Below are 23,009 nucleotides of genomic sequence, written 5' to 3' on the forward strand. Positions count from 1 at the left end.
CTCCGGTAAAGCGGCCGGCCCAGCGGGCCGGCACGAATGCAAATGCGGGTATCGATCAGCCTTTGAGGCTGGCGATCAGTGCCTGGTGGCGTTCGCTTTGAGCGGCGACCTGGCAGCGCTCGGCACGCACGATGCCGATGATGTCGCGTACCGACTGGTCGATGTGCTCGTTGACGATCACATAATTGAATTCGGACAGGCGGCCGATTTCCTCGCGGGCATTGGCAAGGCGGCGCACGATGGCATCCTCGCTGTCCGTGCCGCGGTTACGCAGGCGTTGCTCCAGTACTTCGGCGCTTGGCGGCAGAATGAAGATGCCTACCGCTTCGGGGAACAGCCGGCGAACCTGCTGGGCACCCTGCACGTCGATCTCCAGCAGGATGTCCTGGCCGCTGGCCATGACATCGGTGATCCATTTCTGCGAGGTGCCGTACAGATTGCCGTGTACTTCGGCGTGTTCGAGGAATTCGCCACGGCCAACCATGGCGAGGAAGTCTTCGCGGCTGACAAAGTGATAGTCGCGGCCTTCCTGTTCACCATCGCGCGGCGCGCGGCTGGTGAAGGAGACGGACAGTTGCACCTTGGAGTCTGCCGCGAGCAGGCCTCGTACCAGCGTGGCCTTGCCTGCGCCCGACGGGCCGGCGACGACAAAAAGCTTGCCTTTGCTCATAGGGGATTATCTCGTTGATTCAAACGGCTTATTGGCAGCGTAACACAATCGCCATGCACCATCAGCCATTGATTATTCGATGTTCTGTACTTGTTCGCGCATTTGTTCGATCAGGACCTTCAGTTCCAGCGAGGCCTGCGAGGTCTCGACCGCCACCGACTTGGATCCCAGCGTATTGGCCTCACGATGCAGTTCCTGCATCAGAAAGTCCAGCCGCTTGCCGACGGCGCCGCCGGTTTTGAGGATGCGGCGCAATTCCACCAGATGGGTGGAGAGGCGGGTCAGCTCTTCCGCCACGTCGATCTTCTGCGCAAACAGGGCGACTTCCTGGCGGACCCGGTCGTCGTCCAGGCTGCCCAGGGCTTCGAGCAAACGTTGCTTGAGCTTGTCGTCATAGGCCGCGACGATGGCTGGCAAGCGAGGTTGTACCTCGGTGACGATGGCATCGATCTTGTCGATGCGCTCGATCATGGAGGCGGCGAGCTTCACACCTTCACGGCCACGGGTGGCGGAGAAATCGGCCAGTGCCAGGTCCAGCAACTCGAGCGCGGTCTGCTGCATGGCCTCCGGCGTTACGGAATCCGTTGCCAGCACGCCCGGCCAGCGCAGCAGCTCACCCATCTTCAGGTCACCGGCCTGCGGCGCGACATCACGGGCTTGCTGCGACAGCGCCACCAGCTGTGCCAGCAATTCCTGGTTCAGCTGCAGCCTGGGTTGTGTTTCTGCCCGGGCGGAGAAGCCGATACGGCAATCGAGCTTGCCGCGTGATACCTTGCCGGCCAGCTTTTCACGAACCAGGTTCTCGATCTGTCGCAGCTCTTCAGGCAGGCGCAGGTTCAGATCAAGAAAGCGGTGATTCACCGCACGCAATTCGACACTGAGCAGGCCGCCTGCCAATTCTCGGGTTGCAACGGCATAGCCGGTCATGCTGAGTATCATGCGGGGCTCCATGGGGATGTTTCGTACCTGGGGGATGCGTGGATGGCGGGCGGGCCTGCGGGCCGATATCGCCTGCGCTTTGACTTTGTGACAGCTCAAAACCACAATCTGGGCCATCAGACCCGGATGTCATGTTTCATCCAGCGACAGATGTGACTTAAATATTATCATACTGCTTGCATGCACTGGTCGTGGCGGGCACTGCCCCGGCCACGCCGGTTTTTGCAAGCGATACAGATTGGTCCGGTTCAAGCCGGGAAGCAATATACTGAGTTGGATGGCAAACGCGACAATGCCGCCTGGCGTCATTCGCGGCACCTGAGGGTGCATCCAGGTGCCTCGGGCAACAGCGGGGTTTCGTGGAAGTGCCCTTTGCGTAGCGGATACATTACCGAATAAGACAGGCTCCCGGCCCAGATGCCAGCACCTAGCAATTTCCCGCTTGCACGCGGTTATCAACTGCTCAACTACACCATCGTCAAGCAATTGTCGGCGGGGGGCTTTTCCATCGTCTACCTGGCACATGACGAGCATGACCAGCCGGTGGCGATCAAGGAGTACCTGCCCAATGCATTGGCCTTGCGCAGCGAAGGCGAGCGGGTGATGGCGACCTCGGCCGACAACCTAGCCCTGTTCCGGCACGGCATGAAGTGCTTTTTCGAAGAGGGCAAGACACTGGCGCAGATACGCCACCCCAATATCGTCAAGGTGGTGAATTTCTTCCGTGCCAATGAAACGGTCTACATGGTCATGGAGTACGAGCGCGGGCGCACCCTGCAGAAGGAAATCCAGCTGACCGAGGGCGGCGTGAAGGAAAACATGATCCTCTACGTGTTTGCCCACCTGCTCAATGGCCTGCGCGAAGTGCATTTGCACAAGATGCTGCACCTCGACATCAAGCCCGCCAACCTCTATATCCGCCGCGATGGCAGCCCGGTGCTGCTGGATTTTGGCTCGGCACGCGATGCCTTGAGCCCATCGATCAACAAGTTCACCCCCATGTATACGCCCGGCTTTGCCTCGCCGGAACAGTACGCGGATCGCGACAAGCTCGGGCCGTGGAGCGACATCTACAGCGTGGGCGCCAGTATCTTTGCCTGCATGAGTGGCCTGGCGCCGCAGGCTGCCGATCAGCGCGCCAAGGACGACAAGTACCAGTCGGTCAAGAAGATGTGGGCCGGTCGCTACTCGGCCAGTCTGCTGGAGCTGGTGGACTGGTGTCTGCAGCTTGATCCGCTGGCGCGGCCACAGAGCGTGCGTGAAGTTCAGAAGGCCCTGGTCGGAATTGCCAGCGAGCCACAACCCAAGCCGGGACTGCTGGCAGGGTTGAAAGGCAATCTGGCCCGGATCGGGCGTATGGAAATCAAGCTGGGTGGTGGCAAAGGAGAACAAAAATGAAATTCACCATCTTCCAGGAGACCCGACAGGGGGCTCGACAGTACAACCAGGATCGCATGTGCTATTCGTATAGCCGCGATTCCCTGCTGATGGTGGTGGCCGACGGCATGGGCGGGCATCTGCACGGTGAAGTGGCCGCGCAGATCACCGTGGAACTGATGGCTGACCTGTTCCAGAAAAAGGCCAGGCCGACCATCCAGAACCCGCATCAGTTCATGTCCGACGGCTGCATGAAGTGCCATGATGCCATCTTCAACTACGCGGCCAACCATAGCTTGCTGGAGACGCCGCGGACGACCGTGGTGGCCGCCATCGTGCAGGATGGGGTGCTGTATTGGGCGCACGTCGGGGATTCCCGCCTCTACCTGATTCGCAATGGCCAGGTGCTGGCCCGTACGCGCGACCATTCCAAGGTTCAGCAGATGGTGGATCTGGGGAGGCTGACGCCGGAGGAGGCCGAGCGCCACCCGGAAAAGAACAAGATCTATAACTGCCTGGGCTCCATGTTCCCGCCCGAAGTGGAAATCGGCGGCAAGGTGCCATTGATGGACGGTGATACCGTCATCCTGTGTACCGACGGGCTGTGGGGCGGCGTGACGCAGGGAGAGCTGGAACAGATGCTGACTGGCTACCCGGTGCTTTATGCCTTGCCACAACTGCTGGACCGCGCCGAGACCCGCGGCGGTATCCATGGCGACAACCTGACCGGCGTCGCCATCAACTGGCATGACGAGGACGACAACTCCATCAGCAGCCTCTCGACCAAGAAGCTGTCCGATGGCGAGGTGACCACCCGGCTCAATACCCTTTCCTCGGACAAGGCGCTCAAAGAAAGCAAGGAAATCACCGAGGCGGATATCGAGGCCGCCATCCTGGAAATCCAGAACGCCATCAGCAAGTATTCGAAGTAAGCCCGGCCGGTCCGGAAAGCGCCCTCTCAGGAGGGCGTTTTTTACGTCTGCCCGGCACGCTTGACGGCTGGGGTATAATTTAAGCCTTGATTTCAGTGAGGTTTTTCATGCGCCCCTCCGGCCGTCAGCCCCAAGCGCTTCGCAGCGTTCGTATCACCCGCCATTACACCCGCCATGCCGAAGGCTCGGTCCTGATCGAGATGGGTGACACCAAGGTCATCTGTACCGCCAGCGTGGAAGAAAGCGTGCCGCCCTTCCTCAAGGGCAAGGGCGAGGGCTGGGTGACGGCCGAGTACGGCATGCTGCCACGCTCCACCAATAGCCGCATGAAGCGCGAGGCTGCCTCTGGCAAGCAGAGCGGCCGTACCCAGGAAATCCAGCGCCTGATCGGTCGCAGTCTCCGTGCCGTGGTCGACATGAAACTGTTGGGTGAGCGCCAGATCAGCATCGACTGCGATGTGATCCAGGCTGACGGTGGTACCCGCTGTGCCAGCATTACCGGTGCCTTTGTCGCCTTGCAGGACGCTATCAGCAAGCTGATGGCCGACGGCAAGCTGGCGGTTAATCCGATCCGCGAGCATGTCGCCGCCGTATCGGTCGGCATCCACCAGGGCCAGCCGGTACTGGACCTCGACTACCTTGAGGACAGCGACTGCGATACCGACATGAACGTGGTGATGACTGCCGCTGGTGGTTTCGTGGAACTGCAGGGCACGGCCGAGGGCGCGCCTTTCACGCGTGACGAGATGGCGGCGCTGGTGGCCTTGGCCGAGTCCGGTATCCGGGAACTGATCGCGGCGCAGCGCACGGCGCTTGCTGGCTGAGCATCACGATGGCCATTGGTTTTCGGGCGGGTCGGCAGCAAAGCGGTTACCAGACGCTGACCTTCCTGCATGTCCGCTGGCCGAGTTGGCTGGGCCGTGGCTTGCTCGGTTTCGACGGGCATCTGATCCACTACCCCCGCGGTAGCCATATTCCGCCGCATACCGACAAGGTGCAGCGGGGCCGTCATTACCGTATCAACCTGGTGCTGTGGCAGCCCGCGCAGGGCGGCGAGTTCCAGTGTTTCGACGCACAGGGTCGACCAGCCTGGTCGCTCTGGCGTCGTCTGTTTTTCTTTCGTCCCGATGTGATGACGCATAGCGTCACCGCATGCGGAGGCAGACGCATCGTACTCAGCCTGGGCTGGGCGTTGCGTGATCCGGATCTGAAGAATGCGTAAAGCCATACCCCAGCGGCGCATCTGCGTCGCACCGATGCTGGATTGGACTGACCGTCACTACCGCTATTTCCTGCGGCAGATATCGCGTCATGCCTTCCTGTACACCGAGATGGTCACGACGGGCGCCATCATCCACGGTGATCGTTCGCGTTTTCTCGACTTTTCAGACACCGAGCATCCGGTCGCCCTGCAGTTGGGCGGTTCCGAGCCTGCCGATCTGGCTACCTGCGCCAGACTGGCAGAGCAATGGGGCTACGACGAGGTCAACATCAACGTAGGTTGCCCGAGCGAACGGGTACAATCGGGCGCCTTTGGTGCCTGCCTGATGGAAGAGCCGCAACTGGTGGCCGACTGCGTCAAGGCCATGCGTGACGTGGTCAGCATCCCGGTCACCGTTAAGCACCGCATCGGCATCAACGAAGTCGAGCACTACGAGTACTTGCGCGATTTCGTCGGCACGGTGGCGGAGGCGGGCTGCGAGGTCTTCATCGCGCACGCCCGGAATGCGATCCTCAAGGGTTTGAGCCCCAAGGAAAACCGCGAGATTCCCCCGCTGAAGTACGACTACGTACACCGCCTGAAGCGGGAATTCCCGGATCTCGAGATCATCATCAATGGTGGCATCGACAACTGGCAGACCGTGGATGAGCAACTCGCGCACGTGGACGGTGTGATGATAGGCCGCATGGCCTACCACGACCCCTACCAGTTCGCACAGGTGGACGCGCGCTACTACGGTGACGATGCCACCCCGCAAAGCCGGGTCGAAGTCGCCCGAGCCCTGATGCCCTACATCGCCGAACGCATGGCCGAGGGCCGCAGCCAGCCCAAGCACATCGTCCGCCATGTACTGGGCCTGTACCAAGGCCGGCCTGGCGCCCGCAACTGGCGCCGCCTGCTATCGGACAGCAAGCAATTGGCCGGCGCCGGCCCCGAGCTGATCGAGGCAGCACTCGCCGAGGTAGAGCAGACTGTGACCTTGGCTGAATAACGCTATCTACCAGGCGGCAGCACAGTAGCGAAGGGACATCTACCTCCGCTGGTTTGCCATGGTTCGCGTCCACTATCATGGTCTCGGGTGCGTCACCTGTTCACTGTTACATAGAATTTAAAGAGGCCACTGACGAGACTGGCCCATCAATGCGGGGAAAAGCACTCATGCGTTACATTTTTTTGTGGCTGCTCAGCCTTACGGCGTTGGCCACGGAGCCCGTGCTGATGGCCACCATGGGCAGCAAGGCCTCGGTTTCCTTCGGTGGCAAGCCGGTAACGCTGGCGATCGGCGAAAGCCGTGATGGGGTAAAGCTGATTTCGGTCGGCGTGGATTCCGCCGTGTTCGAGAGCGGCGGCAAGCGCAGCACGGTGCAACTGGGGCAGGGGTTCTTTGCTGGCGGCAATGCCGGCGCTGATAAGGGATCGAGCAACTCGGCGACACTGTTTGATGCCGGCGGCGGCCATTTCATGGCCATGGTGACGGCGAACGGCGGCAGCGTGCGTGGTTTGATCGACACCGGTGCCTCCGCACTGGCCCTTTCTGAAGGTCATGCCAGAGCGTTGAATCTCCGTGTCGAACGTGATCGGCCGGTCCGGATGCAAACGGCGCAAGGTACCAAGATATTCTGGCTGACACGCCTTGACTCGCTCAAACTCGAAGGCATCACCCTGTACGGTGTCGAGGCGGTGGTGGCGGATGGCGACTATCCCGCCGTCCCCTTGATCGGCATGACCGTGCTCAACCAGTTGCAGATGCAACGTGACGGCAACACCATGGTTCTGAAGAAGAAGTACTGATGAATAATTCTGCACAAACTGATCGTGACCTGCGGCAATGGGTCATCTGGCCGCCCGCGATGGCTGCCCTGATAGGCTTGATCCTTGGTGGCTATCTGGTACGCGCCGTGTTTATTGCGACGGCCTGGCAGCTTGCCTATGCGCTGCTGGCCCTGTTTGTAGTCTGGTGTTTGTTGCCGCGCTTTGCCTTCAAGCTGTGGCGTGAGGGCGATGCCCTGTGCTGGCGCTGGGGTCAGTTGCACCGCGGACCATTGCATAGCCTGCCCTTGGCGGATATCGCCGTTGTCGAGGTTGGTACCTTGCCGGACAAACCTGCCTTGCCGTTTCGTACGCTGGCAGGGATGGAGGTGCATGGCGGGAATTTCACTCCTTCATTGAACCGGGGCGTCAAACTGACTACGCGTGATGGCCGGGTCATCTGGCTTGGCCTGCCGCAGCCGGAAAAATTCGCCACCGCCTTGCAAAACGTATTGCCCACCCCGATCACTACGCCATGAAACAACTCGTCCTCGCCAGCAACAATGCCGGTAAATTGAAAGAATTCAGCCGCCTGTTCGGCCCGCTCGATATCGAATTGATCCCGCAGGGGCAACTGGGTGTGAGTGAGGCAGAAGAGCCGCACGTCACCTTCGTGGAGAATGCGCTGGCCAAGGCCCGTCATGCTGCTGCCGCGACCGGCTTGCCGGCACTGGCCGACGATTCCGGCATTTGCGTGCCGGCATTGGGTGGTGCGCCGGGTGTCTACTCCGCGCGTTACGCCGGTGAGCCGAAATCCGACAGCCGTAACAACCAGAAACTGGTCGCTGAACTGAGCGGTCAGCCCGACCGCCGTGCCTACTATTTCGCCGTGCTGGTGCTGGTCCGCCATGCGGATGACCCGCAGCCGTTGATCGTCGAAGGACGGCTGGATGGCGAAGTCCTGGATATGCCGCGCGGTGAAGGTGGCTTTGGTTACGACCCCTATTTCCTGATTCCTTCTATCGGCAAAACCGCTGCGGAACTGACGCCGGAAGAAAAGAACCCGATCAGCCACCGTGGCAAGGCGCTCGCGCTCTTGCTGGATAAACTCCGTGAGGATGCATTGTGAGCACGCCCTGGCCCAAGTGGCTCAAAGATGATGGCGCAGTGGTAAGCTGCTTTGAGAAGGTCAAGGTCATGGAAGAGAATCTCGACGAGATCCGCCAGATGACCCAGGACGCCTTCGAAGACGGCCTGCTGATGGAAGTCTCCGAGGCGCAGATGCGCGAGGCACTGCACCATATGGTGGACCAGCTTTTCAACCCCTACAACAAGCGTTGAGCGGCGTTTGCCGTCTACCATGTTGATCAACCGGGACCCGGGCAGTAACCGCTGCCCCATGTTGTTGCAATGAATCCTATCTCCCTGGCCAGTGTGCCCAAGTTGGGGCAACTGACCGCGCTGCCGCCGCTGTCGCTCTACATTCACTTTCCCTGGTGCGTGCGCAAGTGCCCGTATTGCGACTTCAACTCGCACGAGGCCAAGGCAGGCTTCGACGAAATGGGCTACGTCGAGGCCTTGTTGCGGGACCTTGAACACAGCCTGCCGCTGTTCTGGGGGCGGCCGATCCATACCATTTTCATGGGTGGCGGTACGCCGAGCCTGTTCTCACCCGAGGCGATGGACGTGCTGTTGGCGGGCATCAGGGCCCGCACCAAACTGCTGCCGGACGCCGAGATCACGCTGGAAGCCAATCCCGGCACGGTGGAGGCGAACAAGTTCGAAGGTTATCGGGCTGCGGGCATCAACCGCCTGTCCATCGGCATCCAGAGCTTCAATCCGGGGCACCTCAAGGCCATCGGCCGCATCCACGATGATGCCGAGGCGCGGCGGGCGGCGGCGTTGGCCGGGCAGATATTTGATACCTTCAATCTGGACCTGATGTTCGCCCTGCCGGGGCAAACGATTGAGCAGGCGCTGCAGGATGTGGAAACGGCGTTGAGCTTTGCGCCGACGCACATGAGTTGTTATCACCTGACGCTGGAACCCAATACCTATTTCTATCGTTATCCGCCGACCCTGCCGGATGACGATACGGCGGCCGAGATGCATGACGCCATCGAGGCGCGGCTGGCGGTGGCCGGTTTCGAGCACTATGAGACCAGCGCCTTTGCCCGGCCGGGGCATCGTGCCCGGCATAACGTCAATTACTGGCAGTTTGGCGACTACCTGGGCATTGGGGCGGGGGCCCATGGCAAGTTGAGCTTCCCGGACAAGATCATTCGCCAGGCGCGCTACAAGCAGCCGGCGGCCTACCTGAAGGCGATAGCCGAGGGCAATGCGGTGCAGACCGAGGAGGTGGTGAGCCACGCGGCCCTGCCGTTCGAGTTCATGCTCAATGCCTTGCGACTGGCCGAGGGTTTTGCGGTGCCACTGTTCACCGAGCGGACCGGCCTGCCGCTCAACGTGCTTGAACGCCCCTTGCAGGAGGCCGAGCGGCTAGGTCTGATTGAGCGGGATTTCCGCGAGATCAAGCCGAGCGAGCGCGGTCGCCGTTACCAGAACCAGTTGCTGCAGTTGTTCCTGCAGGACGAGTCATCACACTGAGGAGATAGATCGATGAGCAAGCAAATCATTCATAGCGAGCAGGCCCCCAAGGCGGTTGGTACCTATTCGCAGGCGGTCAAGGTGGGTAACACCGTCTACCTGTCCGGCCAGTTGGGTCTGGACCCTGTCAGCGGCGAGCTGGCCGAGGGCTTCGAGGCGCAGGCCCACCTGATGTTCAAGAACCTGCGCGCCGTGGCCCAGGCGGCCGGCGGTGACTTGCAGGATATCGTCAAGCTGGGCGTGTTCGTGACCGACCTGGGCAACTTCGCCAAGCTCAACGAGATCATGGGCCAGTACTTCGTGGCGCCGTACCCGGCCCGCGCCGCCATCCAGGCCGCGGCCCTGCCCAAGGGCGGCCAGGTAGAGGCCGATGCCGTCATGGTACTCGGCTAGGAAGCTCATCCCCTCTGGAGAGCGGTTACCGCAGTTCTTCGCCCGGCAGAGCCGGGCGTATGGGCATGCTGTCTCCTCGACGGGAGAGCCTCGATGATTTATCCCACTCTCCCCGAGCTCTGCACGCACAGGTTCTAGGCACTGAAGCGCCAAGAACTCTGGCAGCCTCGCCGCCGCGAGGGAGCCTCGCTGTCGCGAGTAAGTGGATTTTTCAGATATGCCTTACAAACGGCCCGGTTTTCCGGGCCGTTTGTCTTTCCGGCGCTGGCCGATAGCGTTGGCAAAAAGCCAACAAGGTATAGACAAGTTAAGCGTGGCCTAAGCTGCGCGTGGCATCATCGCTGGCCTGCACCGCCCGGAGTGCAGCGTGCCTTGCGGGTCTACCATGTTGCCAGCCTTGTCCCGGCGTCTCTTGACGCTTTGTGTCCTGCCTTCCCTGCTGCTTGCGGGTTGTGATGTCGCCAACCAGCCTTACCAGGAGGAACACGTCAGCGGCAATGTGCTGTTCAGCTCCTTCCAGGAGCGGCCCAAGTATCTGGACCCGGTCAGCTCCTACAACCTGAACGAAACCCCCTGGACCTACGCGACCTACGAGCCGCTGCTGCACTACCACTACCTGAAGCGACCCTACACCCTGGAGGGGCTGACGGCGGTTGATGTGCCGACGGCGCGCTATCTCGACAAGGATGGCAAGGCGCTGCCGGATGACGCACCGACCGAGCAGGTCGCGACCAGCGTCTACACCATCAAGCTCAAGCCGGGCATCCGCTACCAGCCGCACCCGGCCTTTGCCAAGGATGCAGGCGGCAAGTACCTGTACCAGGATCTGACGCCCGGCCAGATCGACGGCAAGCACTCCATCCTTGATTTCCCGATCGAGCAGGCCGCGACCAGCACGCGAGAGGCGACGGCCGACGACTATGTCTACCAGATCAAGCGGCTCGCCAGTCCCTGGGTCGCGACGCCATCGCCGATCTACAACCTCTTGAACCAGTACATCGTCGGCCTGAAGGAACTGGGCGACCGGCTCAAGACCGAGCACGATGCGGCCATCAAGGCCCGCAATCCGCGCGACCTGTACCTGCCCTGGCATGACCTGCGGCAGGAACCGTTGTCGGGCGTGCGGGCACTGGATGCATCCACGCTGGAAGTTCGGGTGATCGGCAAGTATCCGCAGATCAAGTACTGGATGGCGATGACCTTCTTCGTCCCCATACCCTGGGAGGCGGATCGCTTCTATGCCCAGCGCAATATGGCCGAGAACTCCCTGTCGCTGAACAGTTGGCCGGTCGGTACCGGTCCCTTCATGCTGACCGAGCAGGATGCCAACCGCTATGTCATGAAGCGCAATCCCAACTATCGCGATGTGCGTTATCCCGCCGAGGGCATGCCAGGTGACAAGGAGCGTGGCTGGCTGGCTGATGTGGGCAAGCGCCTGCCGCTGGTCGACGAGCTGCATTTTTACCTGGAGAAGGAACGCGAGCCGGAAGTCTCCAAGCTGATGCAGGGCTATTACGACCTGCCCGACCTCAGTCGCATCGACATCGCCTTCGCGCTGCTCAATGAGCAACAGGACAATACCGGCCGCGCTGCCCTGATGCGCGAACATGGCCTGCAATTGATCCCGACGCTGGAGCCCACCAACTGGTATGTGGGCTTCAATATGCTGGACCCGGTGGTGGGGCAGGGCAGCAGCGCCGAGCAGCAGCTACGCAACCGCAAGCTGCGGCAGGCCATCTCCATCGCCTTCGAGTGGGAGGAGTTCGGGCCGATCTTCTTTGACAAGATGGGACCGTCGGAAGCCGCCATGGGGCCGGTTCCGCCCGGCCTGTTCGGCTACCGCAGCGGTGAGGCGGGGATCAATCCGGTGACCCATGTCTGGCGGGATGGCCGGGCGGTGCGCCGGCCGCTGGCCGAGGCGCAGCAACTGATGGTCGAGGCAGGCTACCCGGGCGGTCGCGACGCCGTGACCGGCAAGCCGCTGCTGTTGTTCCTCGACTCGAACGGCAATGGCCCCAACTACCAGGGCGAGATCGACTGGCGGGCCAAACAGCTCGCCAAGCTCGGTATCCAGACCGAGGCGCGCGGCAACGACTACAACCGCTTCCAGGATCGGATGCGCAAGGGCAATGCCCAGGTCTATTTCTGGGGCTGGTTCTCCGACTATCCGGACCCGGAGAACTACCTGTTCTTGCTGACCTCCTCGCAGGGCAAGGTCAAGTTCGATGGCGAGAATGCCTCCAACTATGCCAACCCCGAATACGACCAGTTGTATGACCAGATGAAGGCGCTGCCGGACGGCCCCGAGCGGCAGAAGGTGATTGATCGCATGATCGACATCGTGCGGCGGGACGCCCCCTGGAGCTTTGGTGTCTTCCCCGGCTCGGTCGGTATCTACCAGCAGTGGGTGCGCAATGCCAAGCCCACGGCGGTGATCCAGGACAAGGCCAAGTACCTGCGCGTCGACAGCGAGCTGCGCGCCAAGAAGCTGGTGGAATGGAACCAGCCCAAGGCCTGGCCGTTGGGGGTGGGATTGGCCATGCTGGCCCTGCTGCTCTGGCCGGCCTGGCGCCTGTACCGCCGGCGTGAGAGCGCCAGTGCCCGCGTATCACGGATGGCGGCGGTCGCCAGCAAGGAAGTCAAATGATCAATTACCTGATACGCCGCGTGATCTATTCGGTGCTCGTGCTCGCGGGCATCAACCTGGTGACCTTCTTCCTGTTCTTCTCGGTCAATACGCCGGAGGACATGGCGCGGCTGCAACTGGGTGGCAAGCGGGTGGCGGCCGAGGCGATCGAGCGCTGGAAGGCGGAGCATGGCTACGACAAGCCGCTCTACTTCAATCCCAAGGCCGCGGGCCTGGGCAAGCTGACCGAGACGGTGTTCGTCGAGAACTCGATGGGCATACTGCGGCTGGATTTTGGCAAGACGGTTGAAGGTCGCGACATCACCTGGGAGCTGAGCCAGCGGGTCGGGCCTACCCTGGCGATGGCCACGCCGGTCTTCATCATCACGGTGGGTCTGTCCATCGTGTTTGCCTTGGGCTTGATGCTGTTCCGCTACAGCTACCTCGATACACTCGGGGTGGTGGTACTGGTCGTGCTGATGTCGATCTCCTCGCTGTTCTTCATCATCACCGGCCAGTATGTGTTCGGCCGCATGATGGCGGTGATGCCCTTGTCGGGCTTTTCGCCGCCGCCGGGCATGTTCAAGTTCCTGGTCCTGCCGGTGGTGGTCTACGTGTTGTCGCAACTGGGGCCGGATACCCGGCTGTATCGCACGATCTTCCTGGAGGAACTGGGTAAGGACTATGTGCGTACGGCCCGCGCCAAGGGCTTGTCCGAGATCGTGATCCTGCTGCGGCACGTGCTGCGCAATTCACTGATTCCCATCATCACGTCGGCGGGCCTGCTGCTGCCGGTGCTGCTGGTCGGTGCCATCGTGCTCGAATCCTTTTTCGGCATACCGGGGCTGGGCAGCTTCACCATCGATGGCATCAACAACCAGGATTTCTCCGTGGTGCGCGCCATGGTGTTCTTTGGTTCCTTTGTCTATGTCCTGACCTACCTGATCACGGATTTCGCCTATGCCTGGGCTGATCCGCGTGTTCGCTTGCAATAAGGCCTAGCCCATGAAGATCGTCATCCTCTGGACCGACTGGGTCGTGTTCTTTGTTCTCGCCGCCCTGCTGTTCTATGTCTGGAAGGTCGTCCGTACCCCGCATCTGGCGGTGACCTGGCGCAAGGCCTTTGCCAGCGCGCCCGGTGCGGCGGCGGCCACCGTGCTGGCGATGTTTGTTGCCATCGGCGTCGTCGACAGCCTGCACTACCGTCCGCTGCTGTCCGCTGAGCCCGGTCGAGAGGCGATCTACGCGCCGGAGACGCGCTCGCTGCTCGATGTCGTACTGGGCAAGCAGCGGGAGGGCAAGGAGCGCAGCTACTCGGCGCCGCTGGCTTACCTCGCGTTCGAGAAGGAGGCGGTCATCGTGAATGGCCAGCCGCAGCGCGAATACCAGCCACTTGCCCATGCCGGCACCCATCTCAAGGATCCTGCCCGCGACTGGGTGGGTGATATTGCCTGGCGTAGTCTGGCCGGTGTACTCGCGGGCCTGCTTTTTTTCGCTGTCATCGTGGCGGCCTATCTCTGGTTGAGTGCTCGCCGCCGTCAATTGCCGGTCCGCGCGGCGTGGCTGCGGCTGCGGGCGGGCGAAAGCCGCTTTCCGGTGCGCACCGTGCTCGGTACGGTGGCCGGACTATGCATGCTGTGGGGCGTGGTTGGTTCGCTGGCGCTGGAGTACCACGTGTTCGGGACCGACCGGGTCGGCAACGACCTGCTGTACGTGGTGATGAAAAGTCTGCGTACCGCCCTGGTCATCGGCACCATGTCCACCCTGGTCACCATGCCCATCGCGGTCGGGCTGGGCATCCTGGCGGGCTATCTGCGCGGCTGGGTCGATGAGGTGATCCAGTACATCTACACCGTCATCAACTCCATCCCCTACGTGCTGCTGATCGCCGCCACGGTGCTGATTCTGATGGTCTTCATCGAGGACCATGGCGACCTGTTCCCGACCGCGGCGCAGCGGACCGATGCTCGGCTGTTCTTCCTGTGCGTGATCCTGGGCATGACCAGCTGGACCGATCTGTGCCGGCTGATCCGTGGCGAGGTGATCAAGCTGCGCGAGGCGGAGTACATCCAGGCGGCACAGGCATTCGGGGTCAGCACCTGGCGCATACTCAGTGTGCACCTGCTGCCCAATGTCATGCACCTGATCCTGATCAGCATGGTGATCAATTTCTCCGGCCTGGTATTGGCCGAGGCAGTGCTGTCCTATGTCGGCATCGGGGTCGACCCGTCCATGCAGAGCTTCGGCACGCTGATCAATACCGCGCGGCTCGAATTGTCGCGCGAGCCGGCCATCTGGTGGACGCTCGCGACCGCCTTCGTGTTCATGTTCAGCCTGGTGCTGTCCGCCAATCTCTTTTCCGATGCCATACGCGACGCTTTCGATCCGCGTGCCATCCACAAATAGGTCGCCAGCATGCTGAAACTCGAACAACTGCGTACCGAGATCTATTCCAGCCAGGGCACCGTCGTGGCGGTGGATGGCGTCACGCTGGCCATCCAGCCTGGCGAGACCTTTGCCCTGGTGGGGGAATCCGGCTCGGGCAAGTCGGTCACCGCGCTGTCGATCGCCCGCCTCCTGCCGGACAACGGCTGCATTGCCGGTGGCGATGTGGTGCTGGGCGAGACCGGCCTGGCCGATCTGTCCGAAAAAGCCATGCGGCACTATCGTGGCCGCCGTATCGGCATGATCTTCCAGGAGCCGGGCACCAGCCTCAATGCGGTGCTGACCATCGGCCGGCAGATCATCGAATCGATCGAGACCCACACCGCCCTGCGCGGCGAGGCGGCCCGGCTCAAGGCTGTGGACTGGCTGCGGCGGGTCGGGATTCCCGAGCCGGAGCGGCGCATCGATACCTATTCCTTCCAGCTGTCGGGCGGGCAGAAGCAGCGGGTGATGATTGCGCTGGCGCTGGCGGCGGAGCCGGAGCTGCTGATTGCTGACGAGCCGACCACCGCGCTTGATGTGACGGTGCAGAAGCAGATTCTCGATCTGCTGCTTGACCTGCAGCGCGAGCGCGGCATGGCCATTCTGCTGATCACCCATGACCTGGGCGTGGTGGCACAGGTGGCGGACCGGGTGGGCATCATGTACGCCGGGGAGCTGGTGGAGCTGGGTAGCAAGGAGGCCTTCTTCTCGCGCCCCCTGCATCCCTACGCCAATCGCCTGCTGGGCGCCCTGCCGGACGTAGACAAGCGTGGCCACATGCTGGAGGCCATCGCCGGTAGCGTTCCGGCACTGAATCAACGTTTCAGCGGCTGTCGCTTCGCACCGCGCTGTCATTCCGCGACCGAGCGCTGCCGTAGCGAAGTGCCGGCCATGTACGAGCCGATGGCCGAACATCAGGTACGCTGCTTCGCCTATGCCCCAACCGACGCGGTAGTACTGCAGGTGCGCCCGCAAGCGGACGCCGTGGCCCACGGTAAGGCCAGGCCGCGTGGTGAGTCACCCTTGCTGAGCGTGCAGCAGCTACGGGTGCGTTTCCCCATCCGTTCCGGTCTGCTGCAAAGGGTGACCGGCCATGTCGATGCGGTACACGAGGTGTCCTTTGACCTCTGGCCGGGCGAGACGCTGGCCCTGGTTGGCGAGTCCGGCTCCGGCAAAACGACGACCGGCAAGGGCATCTTGCAACTGCTGCGCGGCAGTGCCGTGGTCGATGGCGTCGCGAGGCTGGGCGATATCGACCTGATGCAGGCGAGCCCGGCGGAACTGAAGCGCGCCCGGCGTGATATCCAGATCATCTTCCAGGATCCGTTCGGCTCGCTGAACCCGCGCATGCGGGTGGGTGAAATCCTGGAAGAGGGCATCCAGGCGCTACGACCGGAGATCAATGGCCTGGAGCGACGCAAGCGCATCGAGGCCTTGCTGGACAAGGTCGGCCTGCCATTGGCAGCCCAGACCAAATACCCGCATGAGTTCTCGGGTGGGCAGCGACAGCGTATCGCCATCGCCCGCGCGCTGGCGGTCGAACCCAGGCTGATCGTCTGTGACGAGCCGACCTCGGCGCTGGACGTGTCGGTACAGGCGCAGATCCTCAACCTGCTCAAGGACCTGCAAGGCGAACTCGGCGTGGCCTATCTGTTTATCACTCACAATATCGGCGTGGTCGAGTACCTGGCGGACCATATCGCGGTCATGCAGCACGGCCGCATCGTCGAGGCCGGCCCCAGCGCCAGCCTGCTAGGCCAGCCGACCCACCCCTATACGCAGACCTTGCTGGCGGCGGTGCCCCGGGCGAGGCTGGACATCGCCGAGATCGCTACCGCCTGAGCGCGATGATCAGGTCGGCAAGGGGTGGCCGACACCGGTGACATAGAGTATCGATTCATTGATGCCGTCGATGCCCAGGTCCTGTTCGATCTGGGTGTCCTTGAGGGCGGCGGTGCAGAACGGTGCCAGGCCCATGTCGGTGGCCAGCAGGCAAAAGGTCTGTGCCAGATGGCCGGCGTCCAGCAGCACGACCCGGTAGGCGCGCGGCTTATGGTATTTCCACATGGTGCGCGGAAAGACCGCGGTCATCAGGAACAAGGCAGCGGCGTTGCCGGTGTAACGCTGGTCGGCACAGTACTGCGCCGCGAGCGCGGGACTGGCCTCGCCGGGCAGGGCTTCCAGATGGTGCGCCAAGGCATGGTAGTGATAGATGCCGGGGGCCAGTCCTTCCACATTCAGGGCCATCAGATAGACCTCGACGGGATGACGTGCACCACCGGATGGGCTGGTCTTGAGTGGCAGGCGGCCGAAGGTGGGTGTTTCTGCGTGTCCGGTCACGCCCCAGCACATACCCAATAGATGCGCGACCTCCGCGAGGCTCAGGGCCTGGGTGGAGAACTTGCGGTGCGTGCGCCGTGCCAGCAGCGTGCGTTCGAAGTCGCTACGGGCTTCACCCCGGGCGGGTAGGGCGAGCTGCGGGGCGTCCGGCAGGCTCTTGTGGAACTCGGGTGGTGGACTCTCGGGCAAGCTGGCCGCCTTCAGTTCGGCGCTGGAATCCCGGTTGACGTAGGCGGTGTTCTTGGACGAGAAGTGAAAGCTCGCTTCCGGCAGCCAGGGCGCCCAGTCCCGGCTGATCGCCTGGTCCGTACCGGCCGCCGGCGTGCCTTCCTCAACCAGCAGGCCCTGTGCCAGGAGTTCGCGTATGGCCTGGTCGATGCTGGCCGGGGCGTAACCGGGCAGGGCAGCAATCAGGGCATCCCGCGTCTGCCAGTCACCCAGCAGTTCCAGCAGCGGGATGGCGCTGGCGTTGGCAGCTACGCTGCAACGTTGCGCATAGTTGTGAAAGACCAGTTGCGTTTCCTGCCAGTACGCCAACAGGGCGCCTGCTCTCTTGAAGCGCATTGACCTGTCCTTGGGGGAGGAGTGATGGCCGCATGCCGGCCCGAAAAGGCGCGAACCAAGGGCATGGCAACTGGCGCCGCCCGCCCTTGCCCGTAAATGCTGCTGGCGCGGGGGCTCAGTCAGCGTCTATATCGTGAGAGTGGGTGGCGATAGCATCAAAATTGGATTTGACGGGTTTGAGGCCTAGATCAAGTTGCTTGAGTTGCACGGATTGCGTGGGTTGTTCTGCCAAGGCTGCTTCCAGGTCCTGCTTTTTAACATCCTGAAACGTAGTCGCCATGATCACACCTCCAGATTGCCGTTTAACAAGGAACATACCAGCCGGTCGAGATGGACTGCGACCAAGCCGGTTTGAGTATTGTTGGGCTGTCCGGGCATTGCAATGCCGTGCGGCAGAAAGCACTGGGCAACTGCCGATCGGTCGTTTTTGAGAGAAAGATGGCGACGCCTTGATCGGCATTTATATATTGAATTCAATAACTTGAGCGAGATTTGGCGAGCCATGCCCGAGGGAGGGATCATCGCATTGGCGCGTAGCGGATCGTGGCTGGCGAAGTTGGCCTGCTGCCTGCTGCTGGCGGCCCCTTGCCTGGCCCTGCCATTGCCGGTGGATTATCTGTGCGGCGAGACGGTGCCGGCACCCGAGCAACTTGGCGAGGTCGAGCAATGGCAGCCGGCACCGTTGGCGAGGGTGCTGGTTACACCTGGTACGGTTTGCTGGATCAAGGTATTTAGCCTGCCCACGGATACGCTGCCGAACGGCGGCAGCCTTTCCTACTACAACGCCAAGTCCAATGTGACGCTGTACGACCGCTATGGTCGGGAGCTGGCCTCCGCAGCGCGCACTGGCGAGAACCGGCGTGCCATTACCGTCGGTGACCTGGTCAGCTTCGAGCCTATCCCGGCGGTTGCGCTACCACTTTACCTGCGCATCGAACTGGTGCCTGATACGCTCTACCCCACCTACGCGCGCTTTCAGTACGAGGATCCCATCGTTGCGATCAAGCAGGCGCAACGCAAGGAATCCCAGGACATGGCGGTGGCGCTGTTCTTTGTGGCGATCGCCGGTTTTACCGCCTGCCTGGGCCTGGCGCTACGCCAGCGACAGCACCTGTTCGTCAGTGCGCTGGCCCTGTTCTATGCCTCGTATGAGCTGGTCTATCGTGGCGCGTATAGTGCTTTTGGCTATTCGGCCCCGCTGGTCTGGCTGCATTCGAATTCGAACTTTGCCGGAGGCTTCCTGGCGGCGATCCTGTCGGTGCGTTTCGGCAAGTTCCAGCAACACAGTCCGCGCCGGGCTGCACTGACACAATATTTCGCGGTGTTGTTCCTGTTGCTGGCGCTGGTGGCCAATCTCGCCCCGCCTGCCCTGCGAGTCGATACGCTGTCCTGGGGGGAGTCCTTGCTGTTTCCGCTAGGCCTGGTCGTGATCTCTGCGGCCTGGACGGGCTGGCGGCAGAGGGTATCCGGTTGCGGCCTGCTGCTGCTGGCGCTGGTGCCGGAAACGCTGTTCCACCTGGTAGTCATGCTGGCCAATGTGCTGCAGGGCGGCATGGGGGCACTGGTGCCACAGTTTGCGGCGCCCGGCAGCCTGTTCTCGCAGGTACAGAGCATGTGGCTGCCGCTGATGTTCTTCCTCAGCCTGCTGGCGGCCAGCCAGCGCCTGGTGCTGGACCTGCAGGCGTCCGAGCGTCTGTTGGAATATCGTGTACAGCGGCGGACGCAGGAGCTGAGCGAGGCCAATACCCGGCTATTGGCGCAGGAGCAGGCGCTGAGCCGCGCGACCCAGGCGGCGGAGAATGCCTCCCGGCTCAAGAGCCAGTTCCTGGCCAATATGAGCCACGAGATCCGCACGCCAATGAACGCAGTGATCGGCATGGCTTATCTCGCGCTCAAGACCGAACTTAGCGCCAAGCAGCGGGACTACGTCAGCAAGATCCATGTTGCCGCCAACTCCCTGCTGGCGGTCATCAACGATGTGCTCGATTTCACCAAGATCGAGGCGGACAAGCTGGAACTGGAGCACATCAGCTTCGTACTGGACGATGTGTTGGCCAACGTGGCCAATATGACCAGTCAGCGTGCACAGGAAAAGCACCTGGAGTACCTGTTCCAACTTGAACCGGACCTGCCGCGCCATCTGGTGGGCGACCCGATGCGGCTGGGGCAGATCCTGATCAACCTTGCCAATAATGCGATCAAGTTCACCGAGCGGGGCCAGGTCCACCTGGATTGCCAGTTGATTGAGCGGGAGGTCGATGGGGTGAGGCTTGCGTTCACGGTCCGCGATACCGGTATTGGCATGCGGCCCGAGCTGCTGGCGCAGCTGTTCCGGCCGTTCACCCAGGCCGACGGCTCGACCACGCGCCAATATGGTGGCACTGGCTTGGGCCTGAACATCAGCAAGCGGCTGGTAGAGATGATGGGCGGCGAAGTTGAGGTCAGCAGCGAGCCGGGCAAAGGGTCCTGCTTCCGGTTCACCGCCCGTTTCGGTCTTGCTGTCGATCTTGCTCCGCTGAGTACAGAGCGGCTGGCCAAGCTGCGTGGCAAGCGGGTATTGGTGGTGGATGACAATGCGCTCGCCAGCGAGATCCTGGTGGCGCTGCTCGAAGAATTGGGCATGGTGGCCGAGCATGTGCATGGTGGCGTGGCCGCCCTGCATCGTTTGCAGGCCAGCAGCGAGGGCTACGATATCGTCTGCTGTGACTGGAAGATGCCCGATCTCAATGGCATGGAGGTGGCCGTTGCCATGCGCCGTTCGGGGTTGCCGGTCATGCCGAAGTTTGTGCTGGTGACGGCTTTCGGGCGCGAGGACATCCTGCAGCAGCGAGAGGCGGCGGCGGTCGATGCCTTCCTGCTCAAACCCACCACCCATGCCACGCTGGCCAGCGTGTTGTTGACGCTGTTCGAGCCGCAGAGCGAATCCAAGACGGACAAGGCCGAGCCCGAGGCGCTTCGCTGGCGTGGTTGCCGTGCCCTACTGGCTGAGGACAACGAGATCAATCAGCAGATTGCCGTGGAACTGATGGAGGCCGAGGGCTTTGCCGTCGATGTGGCGGTGACCGGCAAGGAGGCGCTCCGCATGTTGCACGCCAAGCCCCTGGACTATTACCAGTTGATCCTGATGGATGTGCAGATGCCGGAGATGGACGGCCACGAGGCCACGCGGCACATACGCTCGACCGAGGACTACAGTCATATTCCGATCCTGGCGATGACGGCCCACGCCATGGTGGAGGAGCGGGACCGCTGTCTGCGCGAAGGGATGCAGGACGTCATCGTCAAGCCGGTCGATCCGGCCTTGATGTTCCGCATCATCCAGCAGTGGTTGCCGCCGATGCTGATCAGCAAGGTCAAGGCTGCGCTACCAGCTTCCGCCGCAAGTGGCGAGGAGGAGGCGCTGGTGGAGCTGGAAGGGTTTGACACTGCACTTGCGCTCAAACGCATGGGGGGGCGCGTGGGGTTCTATCACCGCATGCTGGCCAAGCTGCCGAAGGCCTTGGGCGATAGCCCGGCGAAGCTGGCGCAGGCCCTGGCTGAAGCCGACTACACAACGGCGCACCGTGTTGCGCATACCACGGTTGGCGTGGCGGCCAACGTGGGGGCGTTCGAGCTGGAGAATGCTGCCAGGCAACTGGAAGCCAGCCTGCAACAGGAACAGCAGGATGCTGCGCTGCTCGCGGCCTACCAGGCCAGCCTGGACAAGGCTCTGGCCCAGGTCGGCACACGTTTCCCGGCGGACTGACGCAGCCGCCATCCGGAAGACTGCGGAAACTTATCGTTCGTCGAGCCATCCCACGCCGGTCTGCCGCCGCGATCGCCGCTGCATTTTGTTACAAGCTCGAAATCCGGTTTACATCTGCTCAATATATACTGCCGCCGCAAGGGCTTACGGGCTCTTAAGCGATGATTAACCTCGCCGTGCGATGTTGGTTCGGGGCCGCAGACCGGCGGCGTGCTGATCGGGTCGACCCCCTCCGGGGTTTTGGGTAAGTGGAACAGGCAATGAATGCGTGCCGTGGCGCGCCGGGATGGAAGCAGCAGTGGGTGTAACCAGTGTGAATGAAATGATCGCGTTTGCGCCGACGACCAACGGGAACGTCTGGCGCATGCGGACATGGCGTGATACCGGACCGGTCATCACGATACGTCGTCGTTCGCTGGTCGCGATCACCATCACCGTGCTGTTCCACCTGATGCTGTTGCTGACGATCTTTCGCGTCACCCAGAAGATGGGCGAGCAGCCCCACAAAGGCAGGCCCTCGCCGGTCTACCTCTATCTGAACCCGGCCGATGCGTTGAAGATGGTTCAAGTCGATGAGGCGCCAAAGCCCAGCAAGGCCAAGCCCGAACCCAAGCCGCAACCCGAGGTGGAGCGTCCGCGCGCCATCACCCTGCCGCGGCATCCCAAGCCGCGTGAAGAGCCTACTCCGCCGGCGCCGAGCCCGATGCCGGCACCGGAGCTGGAATCCACGCCACCGCCCCAGCAGGCAGCGACCCCGCCGGCGACGGACCTGATGGCCTATGTCAATGCGGCGCGCGAGCGGCGCAAGGCGCAGGAAGCCCAGAACGGCGGCGCACCAGCGCCGACCGCCGATGAGATCCGCGACGCCAATATCCGCCGCAACCTGCAGCCGCCCGGCACCAATGGCATCTTCCAGATCCTCAGCAAGAGCCTGCATACCGCGACCTTCTCGTTCCGTGGCTGGACGACCAGCAGCGCCAATTCGCGCCGCGAGGTGATCGAGGTCAGCGTCGGCATGAACGACGATCTCGACCGCGCCATCGTCCGCAAGATGATCGAGCTGATCCGCCGCTACTACACCGGCGAGTTCAACTGGGAATCGCAGCGCCTGCGCCGCACCGTGGTGCTGTCGGCCAGGCCGCAGGATACAGCCCAGCTGGAAGAGTTCATGATGATGGAGTTCTTCGGGCCTGGGGTCCGGTAGGGGCGGCTGCTCATCGAATAGTGCATCTGAGCGCCCGGGGGACCCGGGCGTTTTTGCATTTGAGCGGGCTGGCGCGGCGGCCCGATCCTGATTTATTCCCTACCCTCTGCCCCAGCCCGCTGGCGGGGAACCTCGCTGCACTCGTGGGCGCACGGAATGGCCATCGCGCGCCCTGCGCCGCCTTTTTTGGGATCCTCAACGAGGGCCATGTCTG

Annotated in this window: 21 protein-coding genes; 17 read left to right on the forward strand and 4 right to left on the reverse strand. The window is 62.3% G+C overall.

Annotation, left to right across the window (positions count from 1 at the left end; genetic code table 11):
• Window positions 1-55: 55 nt before the first annotated feature.
• Both gmk and ACYVHK_RS19645 read right to left on the reverse strand, forming a co-directional pair.
• Window positions 56-670, reverse strand: a complete 615-nt coding sequence (gene gmk / locus ACYVHK_RS19640) for a guanylate kinase (protein WP_460535619.1) — start codon at window positions 668-670, stop codon at window positions 56-58.
• A 72-nt stretch (window positions 671-742) separates the two neighbouring features.
• Window positions 743-1,609 (reverse strand): YicC family protein, encoded by an 867-nt coding sequence (locus ACYVHK_RS19645; RefSeq protein ID WP_460535622.1) that lies wholly within the window; start codon window positions 1,607-1,609, stop codon window positions 743-745.
• Between the two features lie 417 nt (window positions 1,610-2,026).
• Here ACYVHK_RS19645 and ACYVHK_RS19650 point away from each other — a divergent pair, with 417 nt between their 5' ends.
• The 15 genes from ACYVHK_RS19650 (at window position 2,027) to ACYVHK_RS19720 (ending at window position 16,784) form a co-directional block, all read left to right on the forward strand.
• Window positions 2,027-3,007 carry a serine/threonine protein kinase gene (locus ACYVHK_RS19650; protein WP_460535624.1) on the forward strand — a complete coding sequence of 327 codons (981 nt, stop codon included), beginning with the start codon at window positions 2,027-2,029 and terminating at the stop codon, window positions 3,005-3,007.
• Window positions 3,004-3,918 (forward strand): PP2C family protein-serine/threonine phosphatase, encoded by a 915-nt coding sequence (locus ACYVHK_RS19655; RefSeq protein WP_460535626.1) that lies wholly within the window; start codon window positions 3,004-3,006, stop codon window positions 3,916-3,918. The genes ACYVHK_RS19650 and ACYVHK_RS19655 overlap by 4 nt, the downstream gene beginning before the upstream one ends.
• A 107-nt stretch (window positions 3,919-4,025) precedes the next feature.
• Window positions 4,026-4,742, forward strand: a complete 717-nt coding sequence (gene rph, locus ACYVHK_RS19660; protein WP_460535629.1) for a ribonuclease PH — start codon at window positions 4,026-4,028, stop codon at window positions 4,740-4,742.
• Window positions 4,743-4,750: 8 nt separating this feature from the next.
• On the forward strand, window positions 4,751-5,140 hold the full coding sequence (locus ACYVHK_RS19665) for a 2OG-Fe(II) oxygenase (RefSeq protein WP_460535631.1): 390 nt from the start codon (window positions 4,751-4,753) through the stop codon (window positions 5,138-5,140).
• Entirely contained in the window at window positions 5,133-6,131 is a 999-nt protein-coding gene (gene dusA / locus ACYVHK_RS19670; RefSeq protein ID WP_460535634.1) for a tRNA-dihydrouridine(20/20a) synthase DusA, read from the forward strand. The genes ACYVHK_RS19665 and dusA overlap by 8 nt, the downstream gene beginning before the upstream one ends.
• Before the next feature lie 167 nt (window positions 6,132-6,298).
• Window positions 6,299-6,931 carry a retropepsin-like aspartic protease family protein gene (locus tag ACYVHK_RS19675; protein ID WP_460535637.1) on the forward strand — a complete coding sequence of 211 codons (633 nt, stop codon included), beginning with the start codon at window positions 6,299-6,301 and terminating at the stop codon, window positions 6,929-6,931.
• Window positions 6,931-7,428, forward strand: a complete 498-nt coding sequence (locus ACYVHK_RS19680; protein ID WP_460535639.1) for a hypothetical protein — start codon at window positions 6,931-6,933, stop codon at window positions 7,426-7,428. Before ACYVHK_RS19675 ends, ACYVHK_RS19680 begins: the two co-directional genes overlap by 1 nt.
• Window positions 7,425-8,018 carry a non-canonical purine NTP pyrophosphatase gene (gene rdgB / locus ACYVHK_RS19685; protein ID WP_460535641.1) on the forward strand — a complete coding sequence of 198 codons (594 nt, stop codon included), beginning with the start codon at window positions 7,425-7,427 and terminating at the stop codon, window positions 8,016-8,018. The genes ACYVHK_RS19680 and rdgB overlap by 4 nt, the downstream gene beginning before the upstream one ends.
• Entirely contained in the window at window positions 8,015-8,230 is a 216-nt protein-coding gene (locus ACYVHK_RS19690; protein WP_460535643.1) for a hypothetical protein, read from the forward strand. The genes rdgB and ACYVHK_RS19690 overlap by 4 nt, the downstream gene beginning before the upstream one ends.
• Window positions 8,231-8,299: 69 nt before the next feature.
• On the forward strand, window positions 8,300-9,496 hold the full coding sequence (gene hemW, locus ACYVHK_RS19695) for a coproporphyrinogen-III oxidase family protein (RefSeq protein WP_460535646.1): 1,197 nt from the start codon (window positions 8,300-8,302) through the stop codon (window positions 9,494-9,496).
• 12 nt (window positions 9,497-9,508) lie between these two features.
• Window positions 9,509-9,889, forward strand: a complete 381-nt coding sequence (locus ACYVHK_RS19700; RefSeq protein ID WP_460535648.1) for a RidA family protein — start codon at window positions 9,509-9,511, stop codon at window positions 9,887-9,889.
• A gap of 385 nt (window positions 9,890-10,274) precedes the next feature.
• Window positions 10,275-12,536, forward strand: a complete 2,262-nt coding sequence (locus ACYVHK_RS19705) for an ABC transporter substrate-binding protein (RefSeq protein ID WP_460535650.1) — start codon at window positions 10,275-10,277, stop codon at window positions 12,534-12,536.
• Window positions 12,533-13,510: an ABC transporter permease gene (locus ACYVHK_RS19710; protein WP_460535652.1), complete on the forward strand. Its 978-nt coding sequence runs from the start codon at window positions 12,533-12,535 to the stop codon at window positions 13,508-13,510. Before ACYVHK_RS19705 ends, ACYVHK_RS19710 begins: the two co-directional genes overlap by 4 nt.
• Window positions 13,511-13,520: 10 nt before the next feature.
• Window positions 13,521-14,921, forward strand: a complete 1,401-nt coding sequence (locus tag ACYVHK_RS19715) for an ABC transporter permease (RefSeq protein ID WP_460535654.1) — start codon at window positions 13,521-13,523, stop codon at window positions 14,919-14,921.
• Window positions 14,922-14,930: 9 nt separating this feature from the next.
• The gene (locus ACYVHK_RS19720; RefSeq protein WP_460535656.1) at window positions 14,931-16,784 is read left to right on the forward strand and encodes an ABC transporter ATP-binding protein; all 1,854 of its coding nucleotides are present in this window, start codon (window positions 14,931-14,933) and stop codon (window positions 16,782-16,784) included.
• 9 nt (window positions 16,785-16,793) lie between these two features.
• On the opposite strand, the gene ACYVHK_RS19725 is transcribed toward ACYVHK_RS19720, so the two are convergent.
• Both ACYVHK_RS19725 and ACYVHK_RS19730 read right to left on the reverse strand, forming a co-directional pair.
• On the reverse strand, window positions 16,794-17,846 hold the full coding sequence (locus ACYVHK_RS19725; RefSeq protein ID WP_460535658.1) for a nitroreductase family protein: 1,053 nt from the start codon (window positions 17,844-17,846) through the stop codon (window positions 16,794-16,796).
• A 115-nt stretch (window positions 17,847-17,961) separates the two neighbouring features.
• Window positions 17,962-18,126: a hypothetical protein gene (locus ACYVHK_RS19730; protein WP_460535660.1), complete on the reverse strand. Its 165-nt coding sequence runs from the start codon at window positions 18,124-18,126 to the stop codon at window positions 17,962-17,964.
• A 201-nt stretch (window positions 18,127-18,327) separates the two neighbouring features.
• Here ACYVHK_RS19730 and ACYVHK_RS19735 point away from each other — a divergent pair, with 201 nt between their 5' ends.
• Window positions 18,328-21,591: a response regulator gene (locus tag ACYVHK_RS19735; protein ID WP_460535662.1), complete on the forward strand. Its 3,264-nt coding sequence runs from the start codon at window positions 18,328-18,330 to the stop codon at window positions 21,589-21,591.
• Between the two features lie 286 nt (window positions 21,592-21,877).
• Window positions 21,878-22,795, forward strand: a complete 918-nt coding sequence (locus tag ACYVHK_RS19740) for a hypothetical protein (protein ID WP_460535664.1) — start codon at window positions 21,878-21,880, stop codon at window positions 22,793-22,795.
• Window positions 22,796-23,009: the final 214 nt, after the last annotated feature.

It is taken from the genome of Chitinimonas naiadis (genome assembly GCF_054780835.1).

Bases quoted from the DNA above. Each gene is read 5' to 3' on its own strand.
- ACYVHK_RS19710 (WP_460535652.1), top strand. From the start codon at position 12,533: ATGATCAATTACCTGATACGCCGCGTGATCTATTCGGTGCTCGTGCTC.
- ACYVHK_RS19705 (WP_460535650.1), top strand. From the start codon at position 10,275: ATGTTGCCAGCCTTGTCCCGGCGTCTCTTGACGCTTTGTGTCCTGCCT.
- ACYVHK_RS19645 (WP_460535622.1), bottom strand. From the start codon at position 1,609: ATGATACTCAGCATGACCGGCTATGCCGTTGCAACCCGAGAATTGGCA.
- hemW (WP_460535646.1), top strand. From the start codon at position 8,300: ATGAATCCTATCTCCCTGGCCAGTGTGCCCAAGTTGGGGCAACTGACC.
- rph (WP_460535629.1), top strand. From the start codon at position 4,026: ATGCGCCCCTCCGGCCGTCAGCCCCAAGCGCTTCGCAGCGTTCGTATC.
- ACYVHK_RS19720 (WP_460535656.1), top strand. From the start codon at position 14,931: ATGCTGAAACTCGAACAACTGCGTACCGAGATCTATTCCAGCCAGGGC.
- ACYVHK_RS19725 (WP_460535658.1), bottom strand. From the start codon at position 17,846: ATGCGCTTCAAGAGAGCAGGCGCCCTGTTGGCGTACTGGCAGGAAACG.
- ACYVHK_RS19730 (WP_460535660.1), bottom strand. From the start codon at position 18,126: ATGGCGACTACGTTTCAGGATGTTAAAAAGCAGGACCTGGAAGCAGCC.
- gmk (WP_460535619.1), bottom strand. From the start codon at position 670: ATGAGCAAAGGCAAGCTTTTTGTCGTCGCCGGCCCGTCGGGCGCAGGC.
- ACYVHK_RS19650 (WP_460535624.1), top strand. From the start codon at position 2,027: ATGCCAGCACCTAGCAATTTCCCGCTTGCACGCGGTTATCAACTGCTC.
- ACYVHK_RS19680 (WP_460535639.1), top strand. From the start codon at position 6,931: ATGAATAATTCTGCACAAACTGATCGTGACCTGCGGCAATGGGTCATC.
- ACYVHK_RS19675 (WP_460535637.1), top strand. From the start codon at position 6,299: ATGCGTTACATTTTTTTGTGGCTGCTCAGCCTTACGGCGTTGGCCACG.
- ACYVHK_RS19715 (WP_460535654.1), top strand. From the start codon at position 13,521: ATGAAGATCGTCATCCTCTGGACCGACTGGGTCGTGTTCTTTGTTCTC.
- rdgB (WP_460535641.1), top strand. From the start codon at position 7,425: ATGAAACAACTCGTCCTCGCCAGCAACAATGCCGGTAAATTGAAAGAA.
- ACYVHK_RS19665 (WP_460535631.1), top strand. From the start codon at position 4,751: ATGGCCATTGGTTTTCGGGCGGGTCGGCAGCAAAGCGGTTACCAGACG.
- ACYVHK_RS19740 (WP_460535664.1), top strand. From the start codon at position 21,878: ATGGAAGCAGCAGTGGGTGTAACCAGTGTGAATGAAATGATCGCGTTT.
- dusA (WP_460535634.1), top strand. From the start codon at position 5,133: ATGCGTAAAGCCATACCCCAGCGGCGCATCTGCGTCGCACCGATGCTG.
- ACYVHK_RS19655 (WP_460535626.1), top strand. From the start codon at position 3,004: ATGAAATTCACCATCTTCCAGGAGACCCGACAGGGGGCTCGACAGTAC.
- ACYVHK_RS19700 (WP_460535648.1), top strand. From the start codon at position 9,509: ATGAGCAAGCAAATCATTCATAGCGAGCAGGCCCCCAAGGCGGTTGGT.